General features: G+C 33.3%; 23 protein-coding genes and 1 pseudogene. 17 read left to right on the top strand and 7 right to left on the bottom strand.

Going from position 1 to position 21,652, the window contains the following annotated elements:
* From E2558_RS00005 to E2558_RS00015, 3 genes are all read left to right on the top strand, one after another.
* Positions 1 to 141, top strand: a 141-nt coding sequence (locus tag E2558_RS00005) for a transposase (protein WP_135789017.1), incomplete at its 5' end; no start/stop codon positions are given.
* 255 nt (positions 142 to 396) lie between these two features.
* Positions 397 to 495 carry a type I toxin-antitoxin system Fst family toxin gene (locus E2558_RS00010; RefSeq protein ID WP_126564962.1) on the top strand — a complete coding sequence of 33 codons (99 nt, stop codon included), beginning with the start codon at positions 397 to 399 and terminating at the stop codon, positions 493 to 495.
* A gap of 504 nt (positions 496 to 999) precedes the next feature.
* Positions 1,000 to 1,449 (top strand): 2-thiouracil desulfurase family protein, encoded by a 450-nt coding sequence (locus E2558_RS00015; RefSeq protein ID WP_126564963.1) that lies wholly within the window; start codon positions 1,000 to 1,002, stop codon positions 1,447 to 1,449.
* A 282-nt stretch (positions 1,450 to 1,731) separates the two neighbouring features.
* On the opposite strand, the gene E2558_RS00020 is transcribed toward E2558_RS00015, so the two are convergent.
* From E2558_RS00020 to hypR, 3 genes are all read right to left on the bottom strand, one after another.
* Positions 1,732 to 1,935 carry a cold-shock protein gene (locus E2558_RS00020; RefSeq protein ID WP_126564964.1) on the bottom strand — a complete coding sequence of 68 codons (204 nt, stop codon included), beginning with the start codon at positions 1,933 to 1,935 and terminating at the stop codon, positions 1,732 to 1,734.
* A 234-nt stretch (positions 1,936 to 2,169) separates the two neighbouring features.
* Positions 2,170 to 3,492 carry a hypothiocyanous acid reductase MerA gene (gene merA, locus E2558_RS00025; protein ID WP_126564965.1) on the bottom strand — a complete coding sequence of 441 codons (1,323 nt, stop codon included), beginning with the start codon at positions 3,490 to 3,492 and terminating at the stop codon, positions 2,170 to 2,172.
* Positions 3,479 to 3,919, bottom strand: a complete 441-nt coding sequence (gene hypR, locus E2558_RS00030) for a redox-sensitive transcriptional regulator HypR (RefSeq protein ID WP_126564966.1) — start codon at positions 3,917 to 3,919, stop codon at positions 3,479 to 3,481. The genes merA and hypR overlap by 14 nt, the downstream gene beginning before the upstream one ends.
* Positions 3,920 to 4,048: 129 nt before the next feature.
* Between hypR and E2558_RS00035 the strand changes: the two genes are divergently transcribed.
* The 5 genes from E2558_RS00035 to E2558_RS00055 all read left to right on the top strand — a co-directional run bounded on the left by E2558_RS00035 (position 4,049) and on the right by E2558_RS00055 (position 8,355).
* Positions 4,049 to 4,984: an aldo/keto reductase gene (locus tag E2558_RS00035; RefSeq protein WP_126564967.1), complete on the top strand. Its 936-nt coding sequence runs from the start codon at positions 4,049 to 4,051 to the stop codon at positions 4,982 to 4,984.
* A 321-nt stretch (positions 4,985 to 5,305) separates the two neighbouring features.
* The gene (locus tag E2558_RS00040) at positions 5,306 to 5,842 is read left to right on the top strand and encodes a flavodoxin family protein (protein WP_126564968.1); all 537 of its coding nucleotides are present in this window, start codon (positions 5,306 to 5,308) and stop codon (positions 5,840 to 5,842) included.
* A gap of 125 nt (positions 5,843 to 5,967) precedes the next feature.
* A complete protein-coding gene (locus tag E2558_RS00045) occupies positions 5,968 to 6,444 on the top strand; it encodes a GNAT family N-acetyltransferase (protein ID WP_126564969.1) in 477 nt (158 codons plus the stop codon).
* 30 nt (positions 6,445 to 6,474) lie between these two features.
* Positions 6,475 to 7,779 carry an HD domain-containing protein gene (locus E2558_RS00050; protein ID WP_126564970.1) on the top strand — a complete coding sequence of 435 codons (1,305 nt, stop codon included), beginning with the start codon at positions 6,475 to 6,477 and terminating at the stop codon, positions 7,777 to 7,779.
* A gap of 69 nt (positions 7,780 to 7,848) precedes the next feature.
* Positions 7,849 to 8,355, top strand: coding sequence for a YwhD family protein (locus E2558_RS00055; RefSeq protein WP_126564971.1), 507 nt, complete (start codon positions 7,849 to 7,851; stop codon positions 8,353 to 8,355).
* Between the two features lie 92 nt (positions 8,356 to 8,447).
* Here E2558_RS00055 and larC read toward each other — a convergent pair whose 3' ends face one another.
* The 4 genes from larC to larA are packed head-to-tail and all read right to left on the bottom strand — an operon-like array spanning position 8,448 to position 12,536.
* Positions 8,448 to 9,641, bottom strand: coding sequence for a nickel pincer cofactor biosynthesis protein LarC (larC, locus tag E2558_RS00060; protein ID WP_126564972.1), 1,194 nt, complete (start codon positions 9,639 to 9,641; stop codon positions 8,448 to 8,450).
* Between the two features lie 15 nt (positions 9,642 to 9,656).
* Positions 9,657 to 10,415 (bottom strand): nickel pincer cofactor biosynthesis protein LarB, encoded by a 759-nt coding sequence (gene larB, locus E2558_RS00065; protein ID WP_126564973.1) that lies wholly within the window; start codon positions 10,413 to 10,415, stop codon positions 9,657 to 9,659.
* Positions 10,416 to 10,427: 12 nt separating this feature from the next.
* Entirely contained in the window at positions 10,428 to 11,255 is an 828-nt protein-coding gene (gene larE / locus E2558_RS00070; RefSeq protein WP_168210203.1) for an ATP-dependent sacrificial sulfur transferase LarE, read from the bottom strand.
* 18 nt (positions 11,256 to 11,273) lie between these two features.
* On the bottom strand, positions 11,274 to 12,536 hold the full coding sequence (gene larA / locus E2558_RS00075; protein WP_126564974.1) for a nickel-dependent lactate racemase: 1,263 nt from the start codon (positions 12,534 to 12,536) through the stop codon (positions 11,274 to 11,276).
* A gap of 303 nt (positions 12,537 to 12,839) precedes the next feature.
* Here larA and adhP point away from each other — a divergent pair, with 303 nt between their 5' ends.
* From adhP to E2558_RS00120, 9 genes and pseudogenes are all read left to right on the top strand, one after another.
* Positions 12,840 to 13,850 carry an alcohol dehydrogenase AdhP gene (gene adhP / locus E2558_RS00080; RefSeq protein ID WP_126564975.1) on the top strand — a complete coding sequence of 337 codons (1,011 nt, stop codon included), beginning with the start codon at positions 12,840 to 12,842 and terminating at the stop codon, positions 13,848 to 13,850.
* 212 nt (positions 13,851 to 14,062) lie between these two features.
* The gene (locus E2558_RS00085) at positions 14,063 to 14,584 is read left to right on the top strand and encodes a VOC family protein (protein WP_126564976.1); all 522 of its coding nucleotides are present in this window, start codon (positions 14,063 to 14,065) and stop codon (positions 14,582 to 14,584) included.
* Between the two features lie 70 nt (positions 14,585 to 14,654).
* Positions 14,655 to 15,812 carry an alpha/beta hydrolase gene (locus E2558_RS00090; protein WP_168210204.1) on the top strand — a complete coding sequence of 386 codons (1,158 nt, stop codon included), beginning with the start codon at positions 14,655 to 14,657 and terminating at the stop codon, positions 15,810 to 15,812.
* 372 nt (positions 15,813 to 16,184) lie between these two features.
* Complete coding sequence (locus tag E2558_RS00095) at positions 16,185 to 16,598, top strand: YwiB family protein (protein WP_168210205.1); 414 nt, start codon at positions 16,185 to 16,187, stop codon at positions 16,596 to 16,598.
* Positions 16,598 to 18,259 carry an arginine--tRNA ligase gene (gene argS, locus E2558_RS00100; RefSeq protein ID WP_126564979.1) on the top strand — a complete coding sequence of 554 codons (1,662 nt, stop codon included), beginning with the start codon at positions 16,598 to 16,600 and terminating at the stop codon, positions 18,257 to 18,259. The genes E2558_RS00095 and argS overlap by 1 nt, the downstream gene beginning before the upstream one ends.
* Before the next feature lie 97 nt (positions 18,260 to 18,356).
* Entirely contained in the window at positions 18,357 to 18,998 is a 642-nt protein-coding gene (locus E2558_RS00105; protein ID WP_126564980.1) for an endonuclease III domain-containing protein, read from the top strand.
* A gap of 90 nt (positions 18,999 to 19,088) precedes the next feature.
* Positions 19,089 to 19,853, top strand: coding sequence for a MerR family transcriptional regulator (locus tag E2558_RS00110; protein ID WP_126564981.1), 765 nt, complete (start codon positions 19,089 to 19,091; stop codon positions 19,851 to 19,853).
* Positions 19,854 to 19,922: 69 nt separating this feature from the next.
* Positions 19,923 to 20,417: a DUF805 domain-containing protein gene (locus E2558_RS00115; protein ID WP_126564982.1), complete on the top strand. Its 495-nt coding sequence runs from the start codon at positions 19,923 to 19,925 to the stop codon at positions 20,415 to 20,417.
* A 200-nt stretch (positions 20,418 to 20,617) separates the two neighbouring features.
* A pseudogene (locus E2558_RS00120) lies at positions 20,618 to 21,552 on the top strand (ABC transporter substrate-binding protein).
* The last annotated feature ends 100 nt before the right edge of the window (positions 21,553 to 21,652 follow it).

The raw sequence follows: 21,652 nt of genomic DNA on the forward strand, positions 1-21,652 counted from the left end.
ATTAATAATAAAATCAAACTCATTAAAAGGGTATCTTTTGGTTATAGAAATTATGATAATTTACGTAATCGAATTATTATAACTTCGCGACTATTTGCCTCAACAACAAAAAAAGAGATTAAACAACCTAAGGTTGCTTAATCTCAATATTAGGACTCATCAGTCCGATTTGACGTAGAGCCTTATAAATGATGTGTTGATGAGACATACATCAAAATAACAGGGACAAACCTTATTATATCAAGGTTTGTCCCTTTCTAAAGCGTTATGATTTATACATATAGACATAATGCCATTTATCGGAAGTTATCTATAACTCATCTAGTACAGATGATATAATATACAGGTCGCCTATCTCTCAGGCGTCAATTTAGACGCAGAGAGGAGGTGTATAAAGTGATGCTTATTTTCGTTTACATCATAGCGCCAGCCATCAGTGGCTGTGCCATTGCGTTTTTTACTCATTGGCTAAGTAAACGCAATAAAAAAAGGTGACATATAGCCACACCAACAAAAATCCTCTCACTATTGCGAGTAGTGGGGGGATTGGCGTATAAGTGAATACTTATTTTCGTTACTTAAATTATAACACTGTTGAGTGAAGAAATGCAAAAAGCAATTTTTCAATGCAAATTAGAACTTCTTACAGCGCCTGAAAACAGATGATAATAATCTATTTAAAAATGAAATTTTCTAATGGAAGATCACCTATAAAAAAGGAGATAGTGTATAAAAATTAAAAAGGGGTATTAAGCGATGGAAATTTTGATTAAAATGATAGATATAATCGTTGCTATTGTATCTACTTTTACGGATGAGACTTCGAAATATTTAGCGAAAATAAAAGAAAAATGGGATAAAATTAAACAATAAGATTGAACTTTTAAGTTTTAAGTTTTTCGTTGGTTATATTGGTATCATTTTTCAGTTATTCTTTTATCATTTTTATCAAGAAAAGAAGAAACTCGTTTCCAAAACCTAAAATCTGGAGGTTAATAAATGATTTTTATAAGTGCATGTTTAGTCGGCCAAAATGTTAGATATGACGGAGGAAACAAACTCAACAACAATTTAAAAAAACTTGTAGATCAAGGTATTGCAAAACCAATATGTCCTGAAATTTTAGGAGGACTATCCACTCCAAGAAATCCTGCAGAGATCGTAGGGGGAGATGGTTTTGATGTTTTAGAAAATAAAGCTAAAATCATTGATAATCAAGGAAACGATGTTACACAAGAATATGTAAATGGAGCAATGAAAGCATTAGATACTTGTCAAAAAATGAACTGTAAAACATTAATCCTAAAATCCGATAGCCCAACTTGCAGTTCAGAAAATATTTACACTGGTGAATTTAACGGAAACAAAAAACAAGGGGTAGGAATATTTTCGGCACTACTAATAAAAAACGGAATACAAGTTTATAACGAAAAAAACTATAATATTTAGAGAAAAGAGAAAACGTATTTTTCATATCGAATCAGTATTCAAGTTGATAATTGCTCTTAATAAGCTAAGTAGACTTATTAAGAGCTCTTTTTAATTTTGTCTAAATTTCTACGTAACCACTCATAATAAATATAGTTGGTCAGTTGAGAGAATACTACCATGTTAAAATGATGATTAGTTATATTTTTCTGACTTTGTAACAGAAACTAATTTGCTTATATAAATGTAAAAAACGCTAGAAAGATTCAAGTATCTTCCTAGCGTTCAACTTAAAATTTAATCTTATGACATTGCAACTACGTTAGTAGCTTGTTCGCCACGTTGACCTTCAGTAATGTCGAAATCAACTTTTTGGCCTTCTTCTAAAGTTTTGTAACCTTCACCAGCAATACCGCTGAAGTGTACGAATACGTCACTTCCGTCTTCTCTTTCGATAAAGCCAAAACCTTTTTCTGCGTTAAACCATTTTACTGTACCGTTATTCATATAGAATACCTCCATGTGCTTTTGCACGAAATATTTGTAACAAATTCATTTATAAAAAAGAGAGTATTCTAAACAAACACACTACAATTAAATTCACGAGCTTTTATTACGTAAGGTTAACTATAAAGGTTTACATTTAATAAGTAAAGCTTTTTATTTTTTAGATTTTGATAAATTAATATTATTGCTATCATAATACTGTCATAACAGTATATAGTCTCTTAAAAAATTTTTTTAAATATTAAATAAATCGTTAAAAGATTCTACCATTGTTGGATGTGTATAAATATCATCTCTTAAAACTTGGTAAGAGATATGCTGATCAATTGCTAATTTGATTAAATTAATAATTTCCTCTGATTCTTTACCATATAATGTAGCGCCTAAAATTTCACTATTCTCTTTATCTATAACGACTTTAAACAAACCACGTGGGTCGTTGTTAATTTTATGACGAGGTACTGTATTAATAGCTAATTTATTTTCAATAAAATCATAGCCTTGTGCTTCGGCTTCTTTCGCTGTTAATCCAACGCGAGAGAGTGGAGGATCAATAAAGACAGTATACGGAATGACGCCACGATTTTCTGTAGTACGGTCGCGATTACCAAATAATTCAGATTTTAAAATTCTAAAGTCATCTAATGAGATATAAGTAAATTGTAGACCCCCTTTAACGTCACCAGCTGCGTAGATATTTTCAACTGAAGTTTGAAGATGCGCATTAACTTTAATTTCACCACGTTCTCCAAGTTGAATATCCGTATTTTCAAGCGCTAAGTCTGTATTTGGAACACGTCCTGTTGCTAATAAAATTGCATCAGCTTTAAACGTTCCTTTTGAAGTTTCAACAATTGTATGCGAGCCGTCATTTCTGAAGGCTTGTGTTTCTGCTTCTGTGACAAACGTAATTCCTTTCGCTTCCAAATCTTTTAATGCATATTCCACTACTTCGTTATCTTCACGTGGCATGATTTGTTTGCCATACTCCACGACAGTCACGCTTGATCCAAAGTTTGCGAACATCGATGCAAACTCTAAGGCAATATAGCCACCACCAATAATCACTAAATCTTTAGGCTGTGTCTCAATATTTAATAAACCGCGCGAATCGTAAATATTTTGTGCGATATCAAGCCCTTTAATCTTAGGAATATTGGATTTTGCACCAGTGTTAATTATGATTTTATCCGCTGTAAGCGTATGTGCAACAGTACCATCTTCGTTCAATAACTCAACTTCGGTATTTGATTTAAATTGAGCTTTATAATCTAGAACATCAATATTTGCATCGTTTGCTAAATGAGCGTAGTTCTTTTTATTTAGGGCACTGACCACTTCTTTTTTTCTTGAAAATGCAGGACCAAAATCTGCACCGTCAATTCCGTCATGCACAAGTACTTTACTAGGTATACAGCCATGATTTATACAAGTACCTCCGTAGTTATTTGATGATTGTTCTACTAAAGCGACTTGGTGTCCTTGTGATGCTGCGTATTTTGCAAGTGTTTTACCGGCTTTACCGAAACCGATGATTAATAAATTATAATGTGTCATTTATTGTTTCCTCCTGAAGCGTTTCTTTGAGTACGTCATTAATCGTCAAGTTACTATAAAAGTCGAGGGTTAAAGCTATTTCTTGCGCTTTGTAGCGATTCATTGTGTGTGCAATGTTTCTTGATATTTTACAATGACTCTGCTCGTTACCTGTAAAAATGCGTTGTGCGTTAGCTTTATCTAACACGAAAAGCTGATAAAGTGTAGACAACTTGATAGAGGGGGTTCTATCGTTTGCTCGGTAGCCTCCGCCTTTTCCGCGAAGGGTATCTATATAATCATGATGATTCAATATAGTGGTGACGCGACGTAGTTGAACTGGATTAAGACAGGTAAGCTGGGCTAGGTCTTGGCTACTGAAATGTTGATCTTTATGTTTAGTTAGAAAAGTTAGAACGTGAACTGCGATATTAAATTCTAAATTCATAGTGTACTCCTTTAATGTAACTTGATTAGTTACATTAAAGTATATTTTTACAAGTTAGTCAAGATGAATGTATTATGGGTATTGGGGTAAACTATAAATAGTTAATTGAAAATAAAGGAGCGATAATGAATGGCAAATTTAGTACAATTAGGTAAATCAGATGTAAATGTATTCCCAATCGCATTAGGTACGAATGCGGTAGGTGGTCACAACTTATATCCGAATTTAGATGAAGAACAAGGCAAGGAAGTTGTACGTAAGGCGATTGATAATGGCATTACTTTATTAGATACAGCCTACATTTATGGACCTGAACGTTCTGAAGAATTAGTTGGCCAAGTGGTTCAAGAATATCCTCGTGAGAAAGTTCAAATTGCGACTAAAGGTTCTCACGTTATTCAAGAAAATGGAGATGTTATACACAACAATGATCCTGAATACTTAAAACAACAAGTTGAGAATAGTTTAAAACGTCTTCAAGTAGATTATATCGATTTATATTATATTCATTTTCCAGATGAAGATACGCCAAAAGATAAGGCTGTCGCTGCGTTACAAGAATTAAAAGAAGAAGGTAAAATTAAAGCGATTGGTGTATCTAACTTCACATTAGATCAACTTAAAGAAGCGAATAAAGATGGATACGTTGATGTTGTGCAATTAGAATATAACTTATTGCATCGTGAAAATGAAGAAGTGATGAAATATGCAGCTGAAAATAACATTACATTCGTACCATATTTCCCATTAGCGTCTGGTATCTTGGCAGGTAAATACGATGAGAATCAAACATTCGATGATCATCGCGCTAGACGTCGTGATTTCCAACCTGAAGTATTCAAAGACAACGTTCGTCGTGTAAAAGAATTAAGTAGTATTGCTGAAGCACATAACACTTCAATTGCTAATGTCGTATTAGCATTCTATTTAACACGTCCAGCATTAGATGTTGTAATTCCTGGTGCCAAACGTGCTGAACAAGTTGTAGAGAATATTGAAGCGGCGAATATACAATTAACTGATGAAGAAATTAAAAAAATTGATGAACTTTTCCCTATTGAATAATAAAAGATAAAATTTTAAATGATTTAAAGTAATTTAAGCTCCTACTCCGTTTATAAAGGTGTAGGGGCTTTTCAATATAGATGATTGTAGAGACTGGTTAAATATTTTATAAACTTATTACATAAAAATGCAATGACAGGGTACAACAATAGTGTAGAAATATTTAGGGTATTTTAAGTTTTTTTGAAGCGAATAATTAACATTTTTATAGTAAAATAAATGAAGTTTAGTGTTTTGATTAAAAATAATTATATTAATTTATATATATTATAGGAATTTGACTAATAAGTTTACGGGTTTATTGAAAGTGAGGAATGTTAGATGATAACTGTCTTATTTGGGGGAAGCCGTCCAGAAGGTAATACGGCACAAATTACAAAGTATGCTTTAGAAGGTTTAGATTATAATTGGATAGATTTAACGCAATATCAATTCACTCCAGTTAGAGATTTACGTCATGAAAATGAAGATATTAAAACGTATTCAGATGACTATAAAGAAATTATCGATAAAGTTTTAGAAAGTGATACAGTTATTTTCGCTTCACCAGTTTATTGGTACAGTATTTCAGCCTCATTAAAGGCATTTATCGATAATTGGTCTGAAACACTCATTGATCCTAACTACAAAGACTTTAAGGAAAAGATGGCTAAAATAGATTTCCGTCTTATTTTAGTAGGGGGAGATTGTCCTAAGGTTAAAGCTAAACCTTGTATTACCCAAATGAAATACACATTGGACTATATTGGTGCTGAGTTAAAAGGATATATCATTGGTACGGCTGAAAGACCAGGGGATATTATGAAAGATGCATTTGCATTAGAAAGAGCTAAAGAGTGGAATGAAACGTTAGGCTAAGTGATAAGAAAGTAGTTTCACGCTCTGAGTTATGGGTCTGAGGTTTACTTACATAGTAAGCGTTTAACAACAGACTATGATATAATTCGATTATTAATTCCATTGTAAAGTCAGGAGAATCAAGTATGTTTAAAGTCAGAGAAGCGACAGCAAATGACGTTGTAGCTATCAGAGATGTTGCTACTAAAGCATGGTATAACACTTATTTAAATATTTACGCTGCATCAACGATTAATGAGTTACTTGCTGCTTCGTATAATGAAACACATTTGAAAAAACGTTTAGAAGAACAACTTTTCTTAGTAGCTGAAGAAGAAGAGGAAATCGTAGGGTTTGCTAATTTTATTTATGGTAAAGAATTATATTTATCAGCACACTACGTTCACCCAGAATCTCAGCACAAAGGCTATGGTACAAGTTTACTTGAGAAAGGTTTAGAATATTTCCAAGATAAATATGATGTGGTTTACCTTGAAGTTGATAATAAAAACGAGGGTGCAATCAAATATTACCAAAATCATGGTTTTGAAATTGTACGTTCTTACCAACCAGAAATGTATGGTGAACAATTAGATTTAGCCTTAATGAAGAAAAAATTATAAAGAAAAGCGTATGTTCTTATGAAAGGGAGGATGACATTGACGCAAACACCTTATGTTGAACAAAAATTAGCTGAGGAGAAAGTATTTAAAGATCCGATTCACAAATACATTCATGTTAAAGATCAGCTTATTTGGGATTTAATTAAGACTAAAGAATTTCAACGTTTACGTCGCATTAAGCAATTAGGCACACTTTATCTTTCTTTTCATACTGCAGAACATAGTCGTTTTGGTCATTCTTTAGGTGTTTATGAAATTGTACGTCGTATGATTGACGAGTCTTTTGTAGGGCGTGAAGCTTGGAATAATGAAGATAGACCGCTAGCTTTATGTGCAGCTTTATTACATGATTTAGGGCATGGTCCTTTTTCACATAGTTTTGAAAAGATATTTAACACAGATCATGAAGCATTTACACAGGCTATTATTACTGGTGGCACTGAAGTGAATGAAGTTTTAAGTCGTGTGTCTGAGACGTTTCCACAAGATGTGGCCGATGTTATTAATAAAACACATGAGAATAAATTAGTCATTTCTATGATTTCTTCACAAATTGATGCTGACCGCATGGACTATTTGCAACGAGATGCCTATTTTACAGGCGTTTCTTATGGCACATTTGATATGGAACGTATTTTGCGTTTAATGAGACCTTCTAAAAAAGAAGTACTTATCAAAGAAAGCGGCATGCATGCTGTAGAGAATTTCATTATGAGTCGCTATCAAATGTATTGGCAAATTTATTTCCATCCTGTTAGTCGAGGGGGAGAAGTGCTTTTAAATAATTGCTTAAAACGAGTGAAACACTTGTATCAAGAGGGTTATCATTTCAAGACGTATCCCCAAGATTTTGTACCTTTCTTTGAAGGGAATATTACGATTGAACAATATGTTGAATTAGACGAAGTGGTCGTTTTATATTACTTGAAAAAGTGGATTGAAGAAGACGATGTCATACTTAGCGATTTAGCGCGACGATTTATTAATCGTGATTTATTTAAATATATTCCATTTGATGGTTCGATTATTACAATTACTGAACTACAAGAATTATTTATTGAAGGTGGCATAGATCCAAATTATTATTTCGTTAGTGAAGCCTTTTCTGATTTACCATATGATTATGACCGTCCAGGTTCAAATCGTAAGCCTATTCATTTATTAAGACGAAACGGAAGTATTAAGGAAATCAGTAGTCAATCTTTAGTCATTTCAAGTATTACGGGTATAAATCGTGAAGATTATAAATTGTATTATCCTAAAGAAATGATTCTTAATATTAAAGACCCACAAGTTAAAGGTTCAATTATCAATTTATTGAATGAACTAAATTAGTAAATTGAAACTTTTTTATATAACACGTATGATATGCTATGGAATTTAAGTTTGTTGGAGGTGTAACACGTGTCTGAGAATAAAGGTTTTAAATTTAATATTATTAAGAATGATCCTCTAGATGGCCATAAAGGTACAAATATCGGAGCGATTAGTTTAGATAATATTGCACCGGTATTTATAGATGTAGCAAATAAAGAAGCGTTTATAGATATTGGCGGAATGCATGCACGTGCTCAAGTTGAAAAAGGCGTAAAATGGATTAACGAGAAAGAAGAAGTTGAAGGTGACGAAGCTAAAGAATATTGGCTTTGTTGGGTAACTACTGAACGTGGTGAAAATGGTCCGTATTATGCTGGTGTCACTGCTTGTTACTTACTTGTTAATAAAAGTATCCGTAGAGGATATAAAAGTATGCCTGAACATGTAAATATGATGGATAAATCTATGAAACATAAATTTATCATCGATCAAATTGGTGAAGATAATAAAAAAGTGCTCAAAGACTTTTTACAATCCCATAACGAAGAAATGTGGAATAATTCGAGTGAGGAATTATTTAAAGCATTTGAGTAAATAAAACATATTAAAAATCCCCATCATTGATAGACCAATGGTGGGGAGAATTATAGTATTTATAGTCGCTTGTTAGCTGAATTACATACATTCTATTTTTCTAATGTATCTCCAATGCTAAATTGATTATAGACTGTCTTCATAACCTCATTATATACGCTTTGTAATGGTAAGTTAGCGTGTTTACTTGCCAGTTTTATGTCTTCAAATTCAGGTTTCATTTTTAATATTTTTCCTTCTTTTAAAGAAAATTTAATCGTAATTTCCCCATATGACGTATTTACTTTACGAAATGTTCTACTTAAAATTTGGCGATCAACTGAATAACTACGTACACCTAAAGAAGAAGTATGTGTTAACACTAAGTCTTCAATATATTGTTTGTCACTAGTTTTACAAATAATAGTAAGTTGAACAGCAGGACGGTTCTTCTTCATAGTAATAGGTGTGTAGTAAACATCTAACACTCCTTTATGTAAAGCAGTTTCCATAAAGTGACCTAACATTTCAGGCGTCATATCATCAATCTGGCATTCAATGACCTGTACTTGATCATTGGCGTGTCGCGATGCATCTTCAAATTGAATAACTCTTAATACATTTGGGAAGTCGAAATCTTTATTACCTGCACCATACCCAATTTCTTTCATAGTTGCAGCTGGAAATGGTCCGAATTGGGTAACTAAACTTTTAGCAAATGAAGCGCCTGTTGGTGTCGTTAATTCACTTGCAACATCGAATTCAGCTAACGGGATACCTTTTAAGATTTCAGCTGTAGCTGGTGCCGGAATTGGGTAAATGCCATGTGCGATGTTAATTTTGCCATTACCCGTTGGAATAGGTGAGCAGTATAATGTATCGATACCTAATTGTTCTAATGCGATACAACCACCGATAATATCTATAATAGAATCCATTGCACCTACTTCGTGGAAATGAACATCTTCAATTGTCATGCCATGTATTTTTGCTTCAGCATAGCCAATTGTTTCAAATATCGCTTTACTACGTTCTTTAACACGATCTGCTAAGGTACTTTCATCAATCATTTTAAAGATATCAGCAGCTTTTCGATGGTGATGATGTTCATGGAAGTCAATTTTTAAAGTCATCGCATGAATGCCTTGTTTAATTTTCTTTTCAAAATGAAGCTTAAAATCATCGATAGGTAATGTTTTTAGCTCATCTTCAATAGCTTGAGGATTGGCTCCTAAATCTACCAATGCAGACAGTAACATATCCCCAGCAATACCTGCATGGCAGTCTAAATATAATGCATTACTCATATTTGTAACTCCATTCTATTTATTTTCTAGCATATTAATAATCATTGCGGCGTTATAGCCAGCTCCAAAACCATTATCTATATTGAGAACACTAGTGCCTGGAGCACATGAATTAACCATTGATAATAGGGTAGTGACACCATTTAAGTTTGCGCCATAACCTACGCTTGTAGGAACGGCATAGACTGGATGATCTACTAGTCCACCAACTACACTTGCAAGTGCGCCTTCCATTCCCGCTATCACTATCGAAACTTTACCACAACGAATCTCTTGAATTTGTTCAAATAAACGATGAATACCAGAGACCCCGACATCATAAAAACGTTTCACCTGTATACCCATAACTTCAGCGGTAATAGCAGCTTCTTCAGCAATAGGAAAGTCAGATGTACCAGCACATAATATTGAGATATAGTGATTTGATTTTTTAATCGTCTCAATGGGTGTACATATTATTTGCGCTTTAGGATGATATTCTAATTCAGGATGGTGTTCTAAAATGTGTGATGCTTTAGCTTCATTTACACGTGTAGCGAGTATAGTAGTTTCATGGTGAAGTAAACTTGTAATAATCTGGTCTATTTGTTCTTTCGTCTTTCCTTGACCGAAGATGACTTCAGGAAAGCCTTGGCGCTTTGCTCTATGTAAATCAATTTTAGCAAAGCCCAATTCGTCATAATGACTGAGTTGGGCTTTAGCTTCATCAATGGATATTTGATTCGATTTAACGCTTTCGAGCAAGTCTTCAATAAAGTTAGAATCTTTACTCATGTGTATACTTCCTTATACTAGTTTAGTTGTATCTGTATCTATCACTTCGTTCATGCTACCTGTTCTGTAACCTTCTAAATCTACAGTGACATAATCGAAACCAAGTTCTTTTAAACGTAATGTGATATTTGAATTATTGTTAATCACTGTCATTAAATCATCTTCCGCTACTTCAATACGTGCAATATTATGGTGGTAACGTACACGTACATTATTTACTCCTAAGCTTAGGATATATTTTTCAGCTTCATTTACTTTGTTAACTTTAGTGAAGCTTAATTCTTCGCCATAAGGAATACGTGACGCTAAGCTACATAATGCAGGTTTGTTCCATACTGGTAAACCAAGTTGTTGGCTTAATTCGCGCACTTCAGTTTTATATAAATTTGCTTCTTGTAAAACGCTGCGAACGCCAAATTCTTCGCGTGCTTTTAAACCTGGACGGAAATCTTCTAAATCATCCATAATCATACCATCTAATACATAATTGAAACCTAATTCATCTTTGATTTCGTCTAATTTGCCATACATTAAACGTTTACTATAGTACCAGCTTTCCGGCGTATTCTTCACGATGTTTTCATCTTCTAGTTCAGCCATCTCAGCTTCCATTACTTCAACACCTAGATTACGACCTAATTCAATTGCTTGGTTAAATTCTTCATTTCTGAAAAGTTCAGATTTCACAACAACGGGTTTAACATTTTCAGTGCCTAATACATCAATTGCTTTTTTAAGAACTAGACTGCTGTCTACACCTCCTGAAAAGGCGATTACAACGCTTTTCATATCCTTTAATAATGTGTCTAATTTTAACTCTTTATTGTTTAATTCAGTCATGTTTATCATTCCTTTCAATTATTCTTCTACATATGGAATTGTTAAAGGCCCTTGTGGCATAACTCCGATGCTCAATTTACGTCCTGCTTGTTCTTCTAATTCAGCAATCGTTTCTTCGATATTTGAAGTAGGATTCAACATTGAATCTTTTAATTGTTGATCTGTTAGTTGTGAATAGACATAGACATTTGCGAATGTTTGAATGCTTGCTTGTTTTTGAACTTGCCATTGGTCTACTTCTGAAAAGTTAGGATCATGAATAAGGTCTAAAATACCTTGCGGTGTATCCGCCATTTTGAATATTTCAGCGAATTTACCATGGTCTGGGAATCCATCTGCACATTCAGATACCATGATAATTGTTCCATTTTCCTTAACAACTTTACTAGCTGCGCTCATACCTTTAACTGTTTGATATAAGTTTTGGTCTAGAGGGTAACCTGAATTTGAAGCGATCACGATATCAAAACGATCATCACATTTAAACATAGCGTGTTCTTTAACGTAAGCACAACCTTCTTTGTGGGCTTCAAACACTTCACCACCAAAGGCAGCAGTGATTTTTTTATCTTTGTTTAAAGCTACGTTTAATAAGAAGTCAGGTTTACACATGCGATTAACCTCACGTGCCATGTCTTGAACAGGATTATCTTCTAAATTACCCCAAGTCGAACGTGGGTCGCCAATCATCTTAGCATTGTGGAATGTTTTAATTGTTTCTATACCAGCGATTCCAGGCATGATGCCTTTAGGACCACCTGAGAAACCTGCGAAAAAGTGAGGTTCAATGAATCCAGTCACAATTTTAAAGTCAGATTCCACATAGTCTTTATTTAAATAAGCATCGCAACCATATTTACTATGGCCCACTTTAACTAAGCTTTCTTTTTCATGACAATGATTGTGAACAATTTTTACACTATCAACGATATATTCACCTAACATTTGAATAAGTTCGTCACGTGTTTGATCACGATGCGTACCTGTTCCATTGATAATAACGAAATTTTCACGTGGGACGTGATTTAATTCTTCAATTAGTAAAGGAACTAAAATGTGGTTAGGTGTAGGGCGTGTAATATCACTAATCACAATTGAAACAATATCGTCACTTTTAACCATATCTTTTAAAGGTTTAGAACCTGTAGGATTTCTTAAAACTTCTTTTATAGCTGAAGTATAATCTTCAAGTGCATCAATACTTTGAGGTTCAATAACCGTGCTGTCAGCAGGCACATTAACTTCAACTTCAGATTTACCATATAGGACGTGCGTTTTCATAGTTCTTCCCTCCATAAATCATGCTGATAACGCATAATAACTACGAAATGATATATTTCTTACAATTCAAATTATATCATATTTAATAACTCTGTATTAATGGACAAAGTGATTAGGTAAATCCATTTATTAGGCTAGGCAGTACAATTGACTACCTGAATTTTGTTTTAACTCTATCAAAACAAAAATTGTAAATCCAAATATTATAAAGTTGAAATATTTCCATATTTGTAAGCGATTACATATAATATACTTAGTTGTAAAGATACACAAAAATTATATTTGAACAGGGAGTGGTTTACCATGAAAGCAGCAGTAGTAACTCAAGATCATAAAGTAAGTGTTGAGAACAAAGAATTACGTCAATTAGAACCTGGTGAAGCTTTAGTTCAGACAGAATATTGTGGTGTATGTCACACAGACTTACATGTTAAAAATGCAGATTTCGGTGATGTTACAGGACGCGTATTAGGTCATGAAGGGATTGGCCGAGTAGTTGAAGTAGCCGAAGATGTAAAATCACTTAAAGTAGGGGACCGCGTGTCCATCGCTTGGATGTTTGAAAGTTGCGGGCATTGCGAATATTGTACTACAGGACGTGAAACACTATGTCGTGACGTTAAAAATGCTGGTTATACAGTTGATGGTGCAATGGCAGAGCAAGTCATTGTCACAGTGGATTATGCAGTTAAAGTTCCTGAAGATTTAGATCCAGCAGCAGCTTCATCAATTACATGTGCTGGTGTCACAATATATAAAGCGGTAAAAGTAAGTAATATTAGACCAGGTCAATGGATTGGTATCTTTGGCGTAGGAGGTTTAGGTAACTTAGCGCTTCAATATGCCAAAAATGTATTTAATGCTAAAGTGGTAGCGTTTGATATCAATGATGATAAATTAAATTTCGCTAAAGAACTAGGTGCAGATGTAGTAATTAATACACAAAATCAAGATGCCGTTGAAGAAGTCAACAAAGCTACAGATAATAAGGGATTAGATGCTACCGTTGTAACTTCAGTCGCTAAAACACCGTTTAATCAAGCAGTAGATGTGGTTAAAGCAGGTGCACGTGTTGTAGCGGTTGGTTTACCAGTGGAAAAAATGGATTTAGAAATTCCGCGTTTAGTTTTAGATGGCATTGAAGTCATTGGTTCATTAGTAGGTACACGACAAGACTTGAAAGAAGCTTTCCAATTTGCAGCAGAAGGAAAAGTTGTACCAAAAGTTCAAACTCGTGAATTAGAAGAAATCAATGAAATCTTTGAAGAAATGGAACAAGGAACAATTACTGGACGTATGGTGATTAAGTTTTAATTTCAAAGTGAAGTAAAATTTGGAAGAGGCTGAGACAAAATTAAAGTGTCTCAGCCTTTGCTGATATATTGGCAATAGCTGACTGATTTGAAAATGCGCTTAAAGAAAGCTGGGAATGACGACGAAATTTATTTTAATTTCTGTCTCACTCCCTTTTTTTATTTGTAATCATTTAGGGTAAATGAATTATGAAAGAAGAAAGGGAGAGGTTCATGAATAATATTAAAGGAATTAATCATATTGGTTTAACAGTTTTAGATATTGAAGAAGCTACAAGATTTTTAAAAGAAGCATTTGGTGCGAAAATTGCATACGATGCCTTAACATACAAAGATGAACCGCGAGAGGGCGCGGAAGTTGAACGTATGTTAGGTTTATCGAAAGGGGCTAGAATCGTTCGTCAAAGAATGATTGTAATTGGAAATGGTCCAAATATAGAAATGTTTGAAGTAGAAAGTAACAATCAGAAAGGTCCACTTAAATTAGAGGATTTAGGGTTTAATCATATCTCATTAATGGTGGATGGCATTGAAGGTGTTCTAGAAGATGCTAGACGTGCAGGTGCTGAACCTTTATCAGAAACGCACGGTAACTCAACATATGAAGACTCAAAAGGCAGTAAGAGCGTTTACCTTAAAGCCCCTTTTAACGCTTTAATTGAGCTTCAATCTATACCAAACGGTTATTACTATCCAGATGATAGTGAAGCTAAAGTGTTCATTCCAGGAGAATGATTACTATAGTGTATTGATAACTAAATAATTCTGAAATACTGATATAACTGGTATAAAGGAAGTTATGTTCATGAAACATATATTCAAAATAATTGGGTTAAACTTACTTATTCTCATTGCTTTCAGTACAGCATTATTGCTGTTTTATATTTTAGATATGCATAGTTGGGCTTATATGCTGTGGGGAATATTACTCGTTGTTACATGTGCTAATTTCTATTTTAAATGGTTAACAGGATGGAAAAGTGTACTTGGTGTTACTGGTGTAATAGCTTTATTGGTAATATTGACATTTGTTGGACGCGTAAGACATGATGTTTCTTTTCAAGGGAATTTAGTAGCTGGTACGTTAAGAGTATTAACAAGAGATTTAGGTAATCATAGTCAAAGTAATAATGAAGCGCAGAATAACTCGTATAATTGGAAGAATTGGCGACCACCTAAAGGATATAACAATGAAAAAGTATCGGTAGGCAAAGTGGACGGGTATCTCTTACAGAAAAACAAGAGTACTCATAATAATAAAATTGTTTATCAAATTCACGGCGGTGGTTACGTCAATGGTTTCGATGATATGTATAATAAAGCAGCGGTTAATTATTCGAAAGCAGCGCATGGTGCACCTGTTTTTTCAATTGATTATAGAGTAGCGCCTAAGCATCAATATCCAGCTGCACTTGAAGATGCTATATCTGGATATAATTGGCTACTACATCACGGTTACCACTCTAAAGATATTATTGTGGCAGGAGATTCTGCCGGCGGTGGCTTAGCATTAGCTTTAACACTTAAATTGGAAAATGAAGGAAAAAACTTACCGCGCATGTTGATTCTTTCTTCTCCTTGGACTGACTTAGCTGCTCAGGGCAAATCTTATAGAGAAAATTTCCATAAAGATGTGATATTCGGATCGAATCAAGCACCCACAAAAGCAACAACAGATATTAAAGTACCTTATGCATCTAAAAATGAACTAAAAAATCCATATGTTTCACCAGCTTACGGTCACTATAATAATATGCCGCCTATGCTTATTCAAACAGGTAAAGATGAAATGTTATTGAGTGATAGTAAGATAGTCGCACACAAAGTTAATCAAGATGGAGGCCATGCTAAATTAATTACTTATGCAGGTATGTTCCATACATTTTATATTTTAACGCCATGGTTACCAGAATCGCATCAAGCTTGGAATGAGATTGAACAATTTATTAAAGAAAATAAGTAGCTATTTATATACTAATCCCCTCATTATTGCCTTAATGAGGGGGTTTTTGGTGTGGCTAAATGTTACTTATTTTTTATTACGATTACATAGGAAATGAGTAAAGTTCCAATTGCGCATGATATGAACGGAAATTAATTACCAATTTATGCAATGCTTCTTTACGCTAAAATGAATCTCTACGAGGTAATTGATATTTACACAATATGATTCTAGTCACTATTAAGACATTTATCGTTCAAGATTTACAGTTTAATAAAGTGCTAATTTAAATTTCTTTAAAATGCGCTAATAACCTATATCTATCAACTACAAGCACTACTCAATCTATGCTATAATGATTTGTATTATTTAGAAATTAAGGTGAGTCAAACGTTGGATAAGAATATAAACATTCAAACGAAACAAGTCTTAAAACAGAATGGTGAGAAACAAAAATTTGAGTTTGTAGCACAAGGATCTTGGCAAAAAAAGAATGCAGATTACATTCGCTACCAAGAACAAATTGAAGAAGCGGTTGTTAATGTGACGATTAAAATTGAAGAAAGTGGTGTAAAGTTAATACGTAAAGGTGATATTAACATGAATCTCCACTTTGTCGAAGGTCAAGAAACTACAACGCTTTATGATATCCCAGCTGGGCGTATTCCATTAACAGTAAAAACACGTAGTATTCTTCACTTCGTTAATGACAATGGCGGGAAGTTGAAAATTCAATATGAGTTACATCAAAATGATGAAAAAATGGGTTCTTATCAATATGAAATTAATTACAAGGAGATAGGCTAATGAATATTATTGAACAAGTAAAAAATACGTTAGTACAAGAGATCGAAACAAGTATTAAAAAAGCTGAACTTGCTGAAGATATTCCTGAAATTAAAGTTGAAATTCCAAAAGACACTAAAAATGGAGACTATTCAACTAACATTGCGATGGTATTAACTAAAATCGCTAAACGTAACCCACGTGAGATTGCTCAAGCGATTGTTGATAATTTAGATACAAGTAAAGCGAATGTTAAAAAAGTAGACATCGCAGGCCCTGGGTTCATTAACTTCTACTTAGATAATCATTATTTAACTGCAGTTATTCCAGAGGCTATCAATAAAGGGAATCAATTTGGCTATGCAGAAGAACCTAAAAACAAAAAAATCTTACTAGAGTATGTGTCAGCTAACCCAACTGGTGATTTACACATCGGTCATGCTAGAAATGCGGCTGTAGGTGATTCTTTAGCAAACATTTTAAATGCTGCTGGCTATGATGTAACACGTGAATATTATATTAATGATGCTGGTAATCAAATTACTAACTTAGCACGTTCAATTGAAACACGTTTCTTTGAAGCACTTGGTGACACTAGTCACGAAATGCCAGCAGATGGTTACAATGGTAAAGATATTATTGAAATCGGTAAAGATTTAGCAGATAAACATCCTGAAATGAAAGATTACTCTGATGAAGAACGTCTTAAAACATTTAGACAATTAGGCGTTGATTATGAAATGGATAAATTAAAGAAAGATTTAGCTGACTTTAATGTTCATTTTGATAATTGGTTCAGTGAAACATCATTATATGAAAATGGTGCCATTGATAAAACGTTAGCTAAAATGAAGGAATTAGGTTACACATATGAAGCAGATGGTGCGACTTGGTTACGTACGTCAGACTTTAAAGATGATAAAGACCGTGTATTAATTAAGAAAGATGGTAACTATACTTACTTCACACCAGATACGGCATATCACTATAACAAAATTAATCGTGGCAATGATATCTTAATTGACTTAATGGGTGCGGATCATCACGGTTATATTAATCGTATTAAAGCAAGCCTTGAAACATTTGGGGTAGATAGTGATCGTCTTGAAGTTCAAATTATGCAAATGGTACGTTTAATGCAGAACGGCGAAGAAGTTAAAATGAGTAAACGTACGGGTAATGCGATTACATTGCGTGAAATCATGGATGAAGTAGGTATTGATGCTGCACGTTACTTCTTAACAATGCGTAGTCCAGATTCACACTTCGATTTTGATTTAGAACTTGCGAAAGAACAATCACAAGATAACCCTATTTACTATGCACAATATGCGCATGCACGTATTTGTTCAATCTTGAAACAAGCGAAAGAACAAGGGGTCGAAGTTACAACTGATGCAGACTTTTCAACAATCACTAATGAAAAAGCAATTGACTTATTGAAGAAAGTTGCTGAATTTGAACCAACAATTGAAAGTGCAGCAGAAAGTCGTGCACCACATCGTTTAACAAATTATATTCAAGATTTAGCTTCTGCATTCCACAAATTCTATAATGCTGAAAAAGTATTAACAGACGATGCAGAAAAAACAAAAGCTCATGTGGCGTTAATTGAAGCAGTTAAAATTACATTACACAATGCCTTAGCATTAGTAGGTGTTTCAGCACCAGAATCTATGTAATTATATAGAAGTAAATTACTTTAAATATTTTTGTTATACCCTCATAAATTTTGATTTATGAGGGTATCATTATGTGATGAATGGAGTGGAAATAGAGATGCTTAGTACAGAGACACTTTATAAAGAACTATTAAATCACATGGGCCCACAAGGCTGGTGGCCGGCAGAAACGCCAGAGGAAATGATGCTTGGGGCAATTCTTGTACAGAATACAAACTGGAAAAATGCAGATATGGCATTACTACGGTTAAGTGAAGAAACACAATTTGAACCTCAAAAAATTCTTGCTCTCCCCTTAGAAGAGCTACAAGAAATTATCCGTTCTAGTGGCTTTTATAAAAATAAAGCAAAAGCCATTCACGCTTTATTTCAATGGTTAAATCAATTTAAATTTAATTATGAAAAAATTGCTCAAATTTACGGTGATAACTTGAGAAAAGAATTACTAAAAATTCGAGGCATCGGTAGCGAAACAGCTGACGTTTTACTCGTCTACATATTTGAAGGTGTCGAGTTTATTCCTGATAGTTATACGAGACGTTTGTATAGTAAGTTAGGTTACACCCATACAGAAAGTTACGATAAATTTAAAAAACAAATTACTTTACCTTCTCATTTTACAAATCAAGAGGCGAATGAATTTCATGCGTTATTGGATAATTTTGGGAAAAATTATTTTAATGGAAAAGGTGAAGAACGATATACATTTTTAGATAAATATTTTGTAGAAAAAGGTTGACCTTAACGTTACGTTATAGCGCATACTCCTTTATAGATGATGAATATAAGTTAGTCAGAAAAGATTAAACGTTAAGGTGGTATAACAACAATGAAGAAAAAAGATTATTTTACCCCTAAAGAAATAAGCCAAATCACAGATATTAGCACGCGCACTTTACATTATTATCATGAAATTAAATTACTCATCCCGAGTCTTGTTACAGACAATGGCTATCGGTACTATTCAACGCAAGATATTGCCAAACTTCAAACCATTTTATTTTTAAGACAACTGAATTTATCGCTTGAAGATATTCAAAGCTATTTTGATAAAAGTATTTCCGAAAAAAATAAAATTTTAGAAGAAAATGTCAGTCGGCTTGTGCAAAAACGCAATCAACTTAATAAAATGATTAACTATTTAGACCATCATCTTAAAAATGATGAAAATGAGGAGATTAATATGGATAAATTTAATGATTATGATATTCAACAACAATATGATAAAGAAGCAGAAATGAAATATGGTGATACGAAATATTATCAAGCATTTAAAGCACAGCGTAATACATTAAATAAAACGGATAATCAGCGTAATGATAAAGAAGTAAGCCATCAATTTAATCAATTCTTCGACGAAATGAATAATTTCTTAGACAATGGGCATCATGCTAATGAAGAGCATGTCTATCAACATATCAAAGAATTACAAGATATTTTACGCATGCAAGTACCTAATGCAGATAATGAATTTTTAGAATGTATGGCACACCTTTATCAAAGTGATGAACGCTTTGCGAAAAATATTAATAGAGGGCGTAATGATAGCCTAAATCAATTTATTGCAGATGCAATTCAAGCGTATCTTCAATAAATTATTTGCATAACTCCTAAAATGTGTGATGATAAAAATATTAAAACACATTTTAAAGGAGTTTAAGCAATGGTTGAAGCATTTCAATTATTTTGGAAGAATTATTTTAACATTCATGGACGTACAAGACGACGTCATTATTGGTATGCAATTTTAGATACTACTCTTATTTTAATTGCTTTAAGCCTAATTTGTGATTTATTATCTTGGAGTTTTGGTGCAAAAAGATTGTTTGAAACAATTTACAACATTGTGGATTTAGTTATCTTTATAGGAGTATTCACAATGTCTGTGCGTCGCTTTCACGACGTTGGTCGTACGATGACAATCCCACTCATTTTATTTATCGTTATGTTGTTACAAAACATACGAATGTTGACTGACGATTATGTGGGTTATTCCATGGATAGCTATTCTGTAGGGATAGGCCTTGTCATCGTAAGTATTATATCTGTAGCTATTTCAATAGCTTTATTAATTCTTTTAATTATTGCAGTAGTATATTGTGCGACAGATAGTGAGCCGAGTATGAATAAGTATGGCCCGAATCCTAAAGGAGAATAATTGATTGAAGTGACACCGATGATTTCTACAATAAGAAGTCATCGGTGTCTTTATTATGCTTTCTTTTCGGAAAAAAATAAGTAAAACAAACAATAATATAAAGTTACACAATAAAATATTAAAACTTTAATTTAATTAGAAAAATAATTTGGTATGATGAATATATACATAGAAATAGGAAGGGAAGGTTTAATATCTCGATGAAGAATAGTAAGGTATGGTTTATACTTCTAGCATTGATGGTTGTTTTAGCAGCATGTGGTCAAAGCAATCAACATAAAGAAGGTAATGAACAAAGTCAACAAGCAGATAAATCAACGGAACAAACATCTTCTAAAGATGGTAAAAAGAATGACAAATCATATAAGCGCATCATTCCCTAATGCCAAGTAACACAGAAATTTTGTATGAGTTAGGATTAGGGAAAAATATTGTAGGTGTATCAACTGTAGATGATTATCCTAAAGATGTTAAAAAAGGGAAAAAACAGTTTGATGCAATGAACTTAAATAAAGAAGCATTACTTAAAGCAAAACCCGATTTAATTCTTGCCCATGAATCCCAAAAAGGAACTTCTAAAAAAATTCTAGATAGTGTAGCAAATAGTGGAATAAAAGTGGTTTATGTTAAGGATGCACAATCACTTGATCAAACATATGACACATTTAAGCAAATCGGTAAAGTCACTGGACGTGAAAAAGAAGCTAATGACTTAGTTGATGAAACAAAACGAAACGTTGATAAGGTGATTAAGTCGGTTCCGAGACATAATAAAACACAAAGCGTCTTTATGGAAGTATCTTCTAAACCTGAAATTTATACAGCCGGTAAAGATACAATTTTTAATGATATGCTTGAAAAGTTAGGCGCTGAAAATAGCTTTTCAAATATAAAAGGTTGGAAAGCTGTAGATAAAGAAAGTATTATCAAGAAAAATCCTGATATTTTAATTTCAACAGAAGGTATTTCTAAAGCAGATTATTATAAAATTATTAAGCAACGCGATGGTTTCAGCCAAATTAATGCGATTAAAAATGAACGTGTTGAAACTGTAAATGGCGATGAAATTTCTCGACCAGGTCCTCGCATTGATGAGGGATTAAAAGAATTAAGAAACGCTATTTATAAACGTTAAATACTGAATACTAGTGTATTAAAGTGGTGTAGTTCAATGTACCAATGAGCTACATCACTTTTTAAATATTAGTTATAATGAACATTATATAAAACATATA

It is taken from the genome of Staphylococcus pragensis (assembly GCF_004785665.1).
In the GTDB taxonomy this organism is placed as follows: Bacteria; Bacillota; Bacilli; order Staphylococcales; family Staphylococcaceae; genus Staphylococcus; species Staphylococcus pragensis.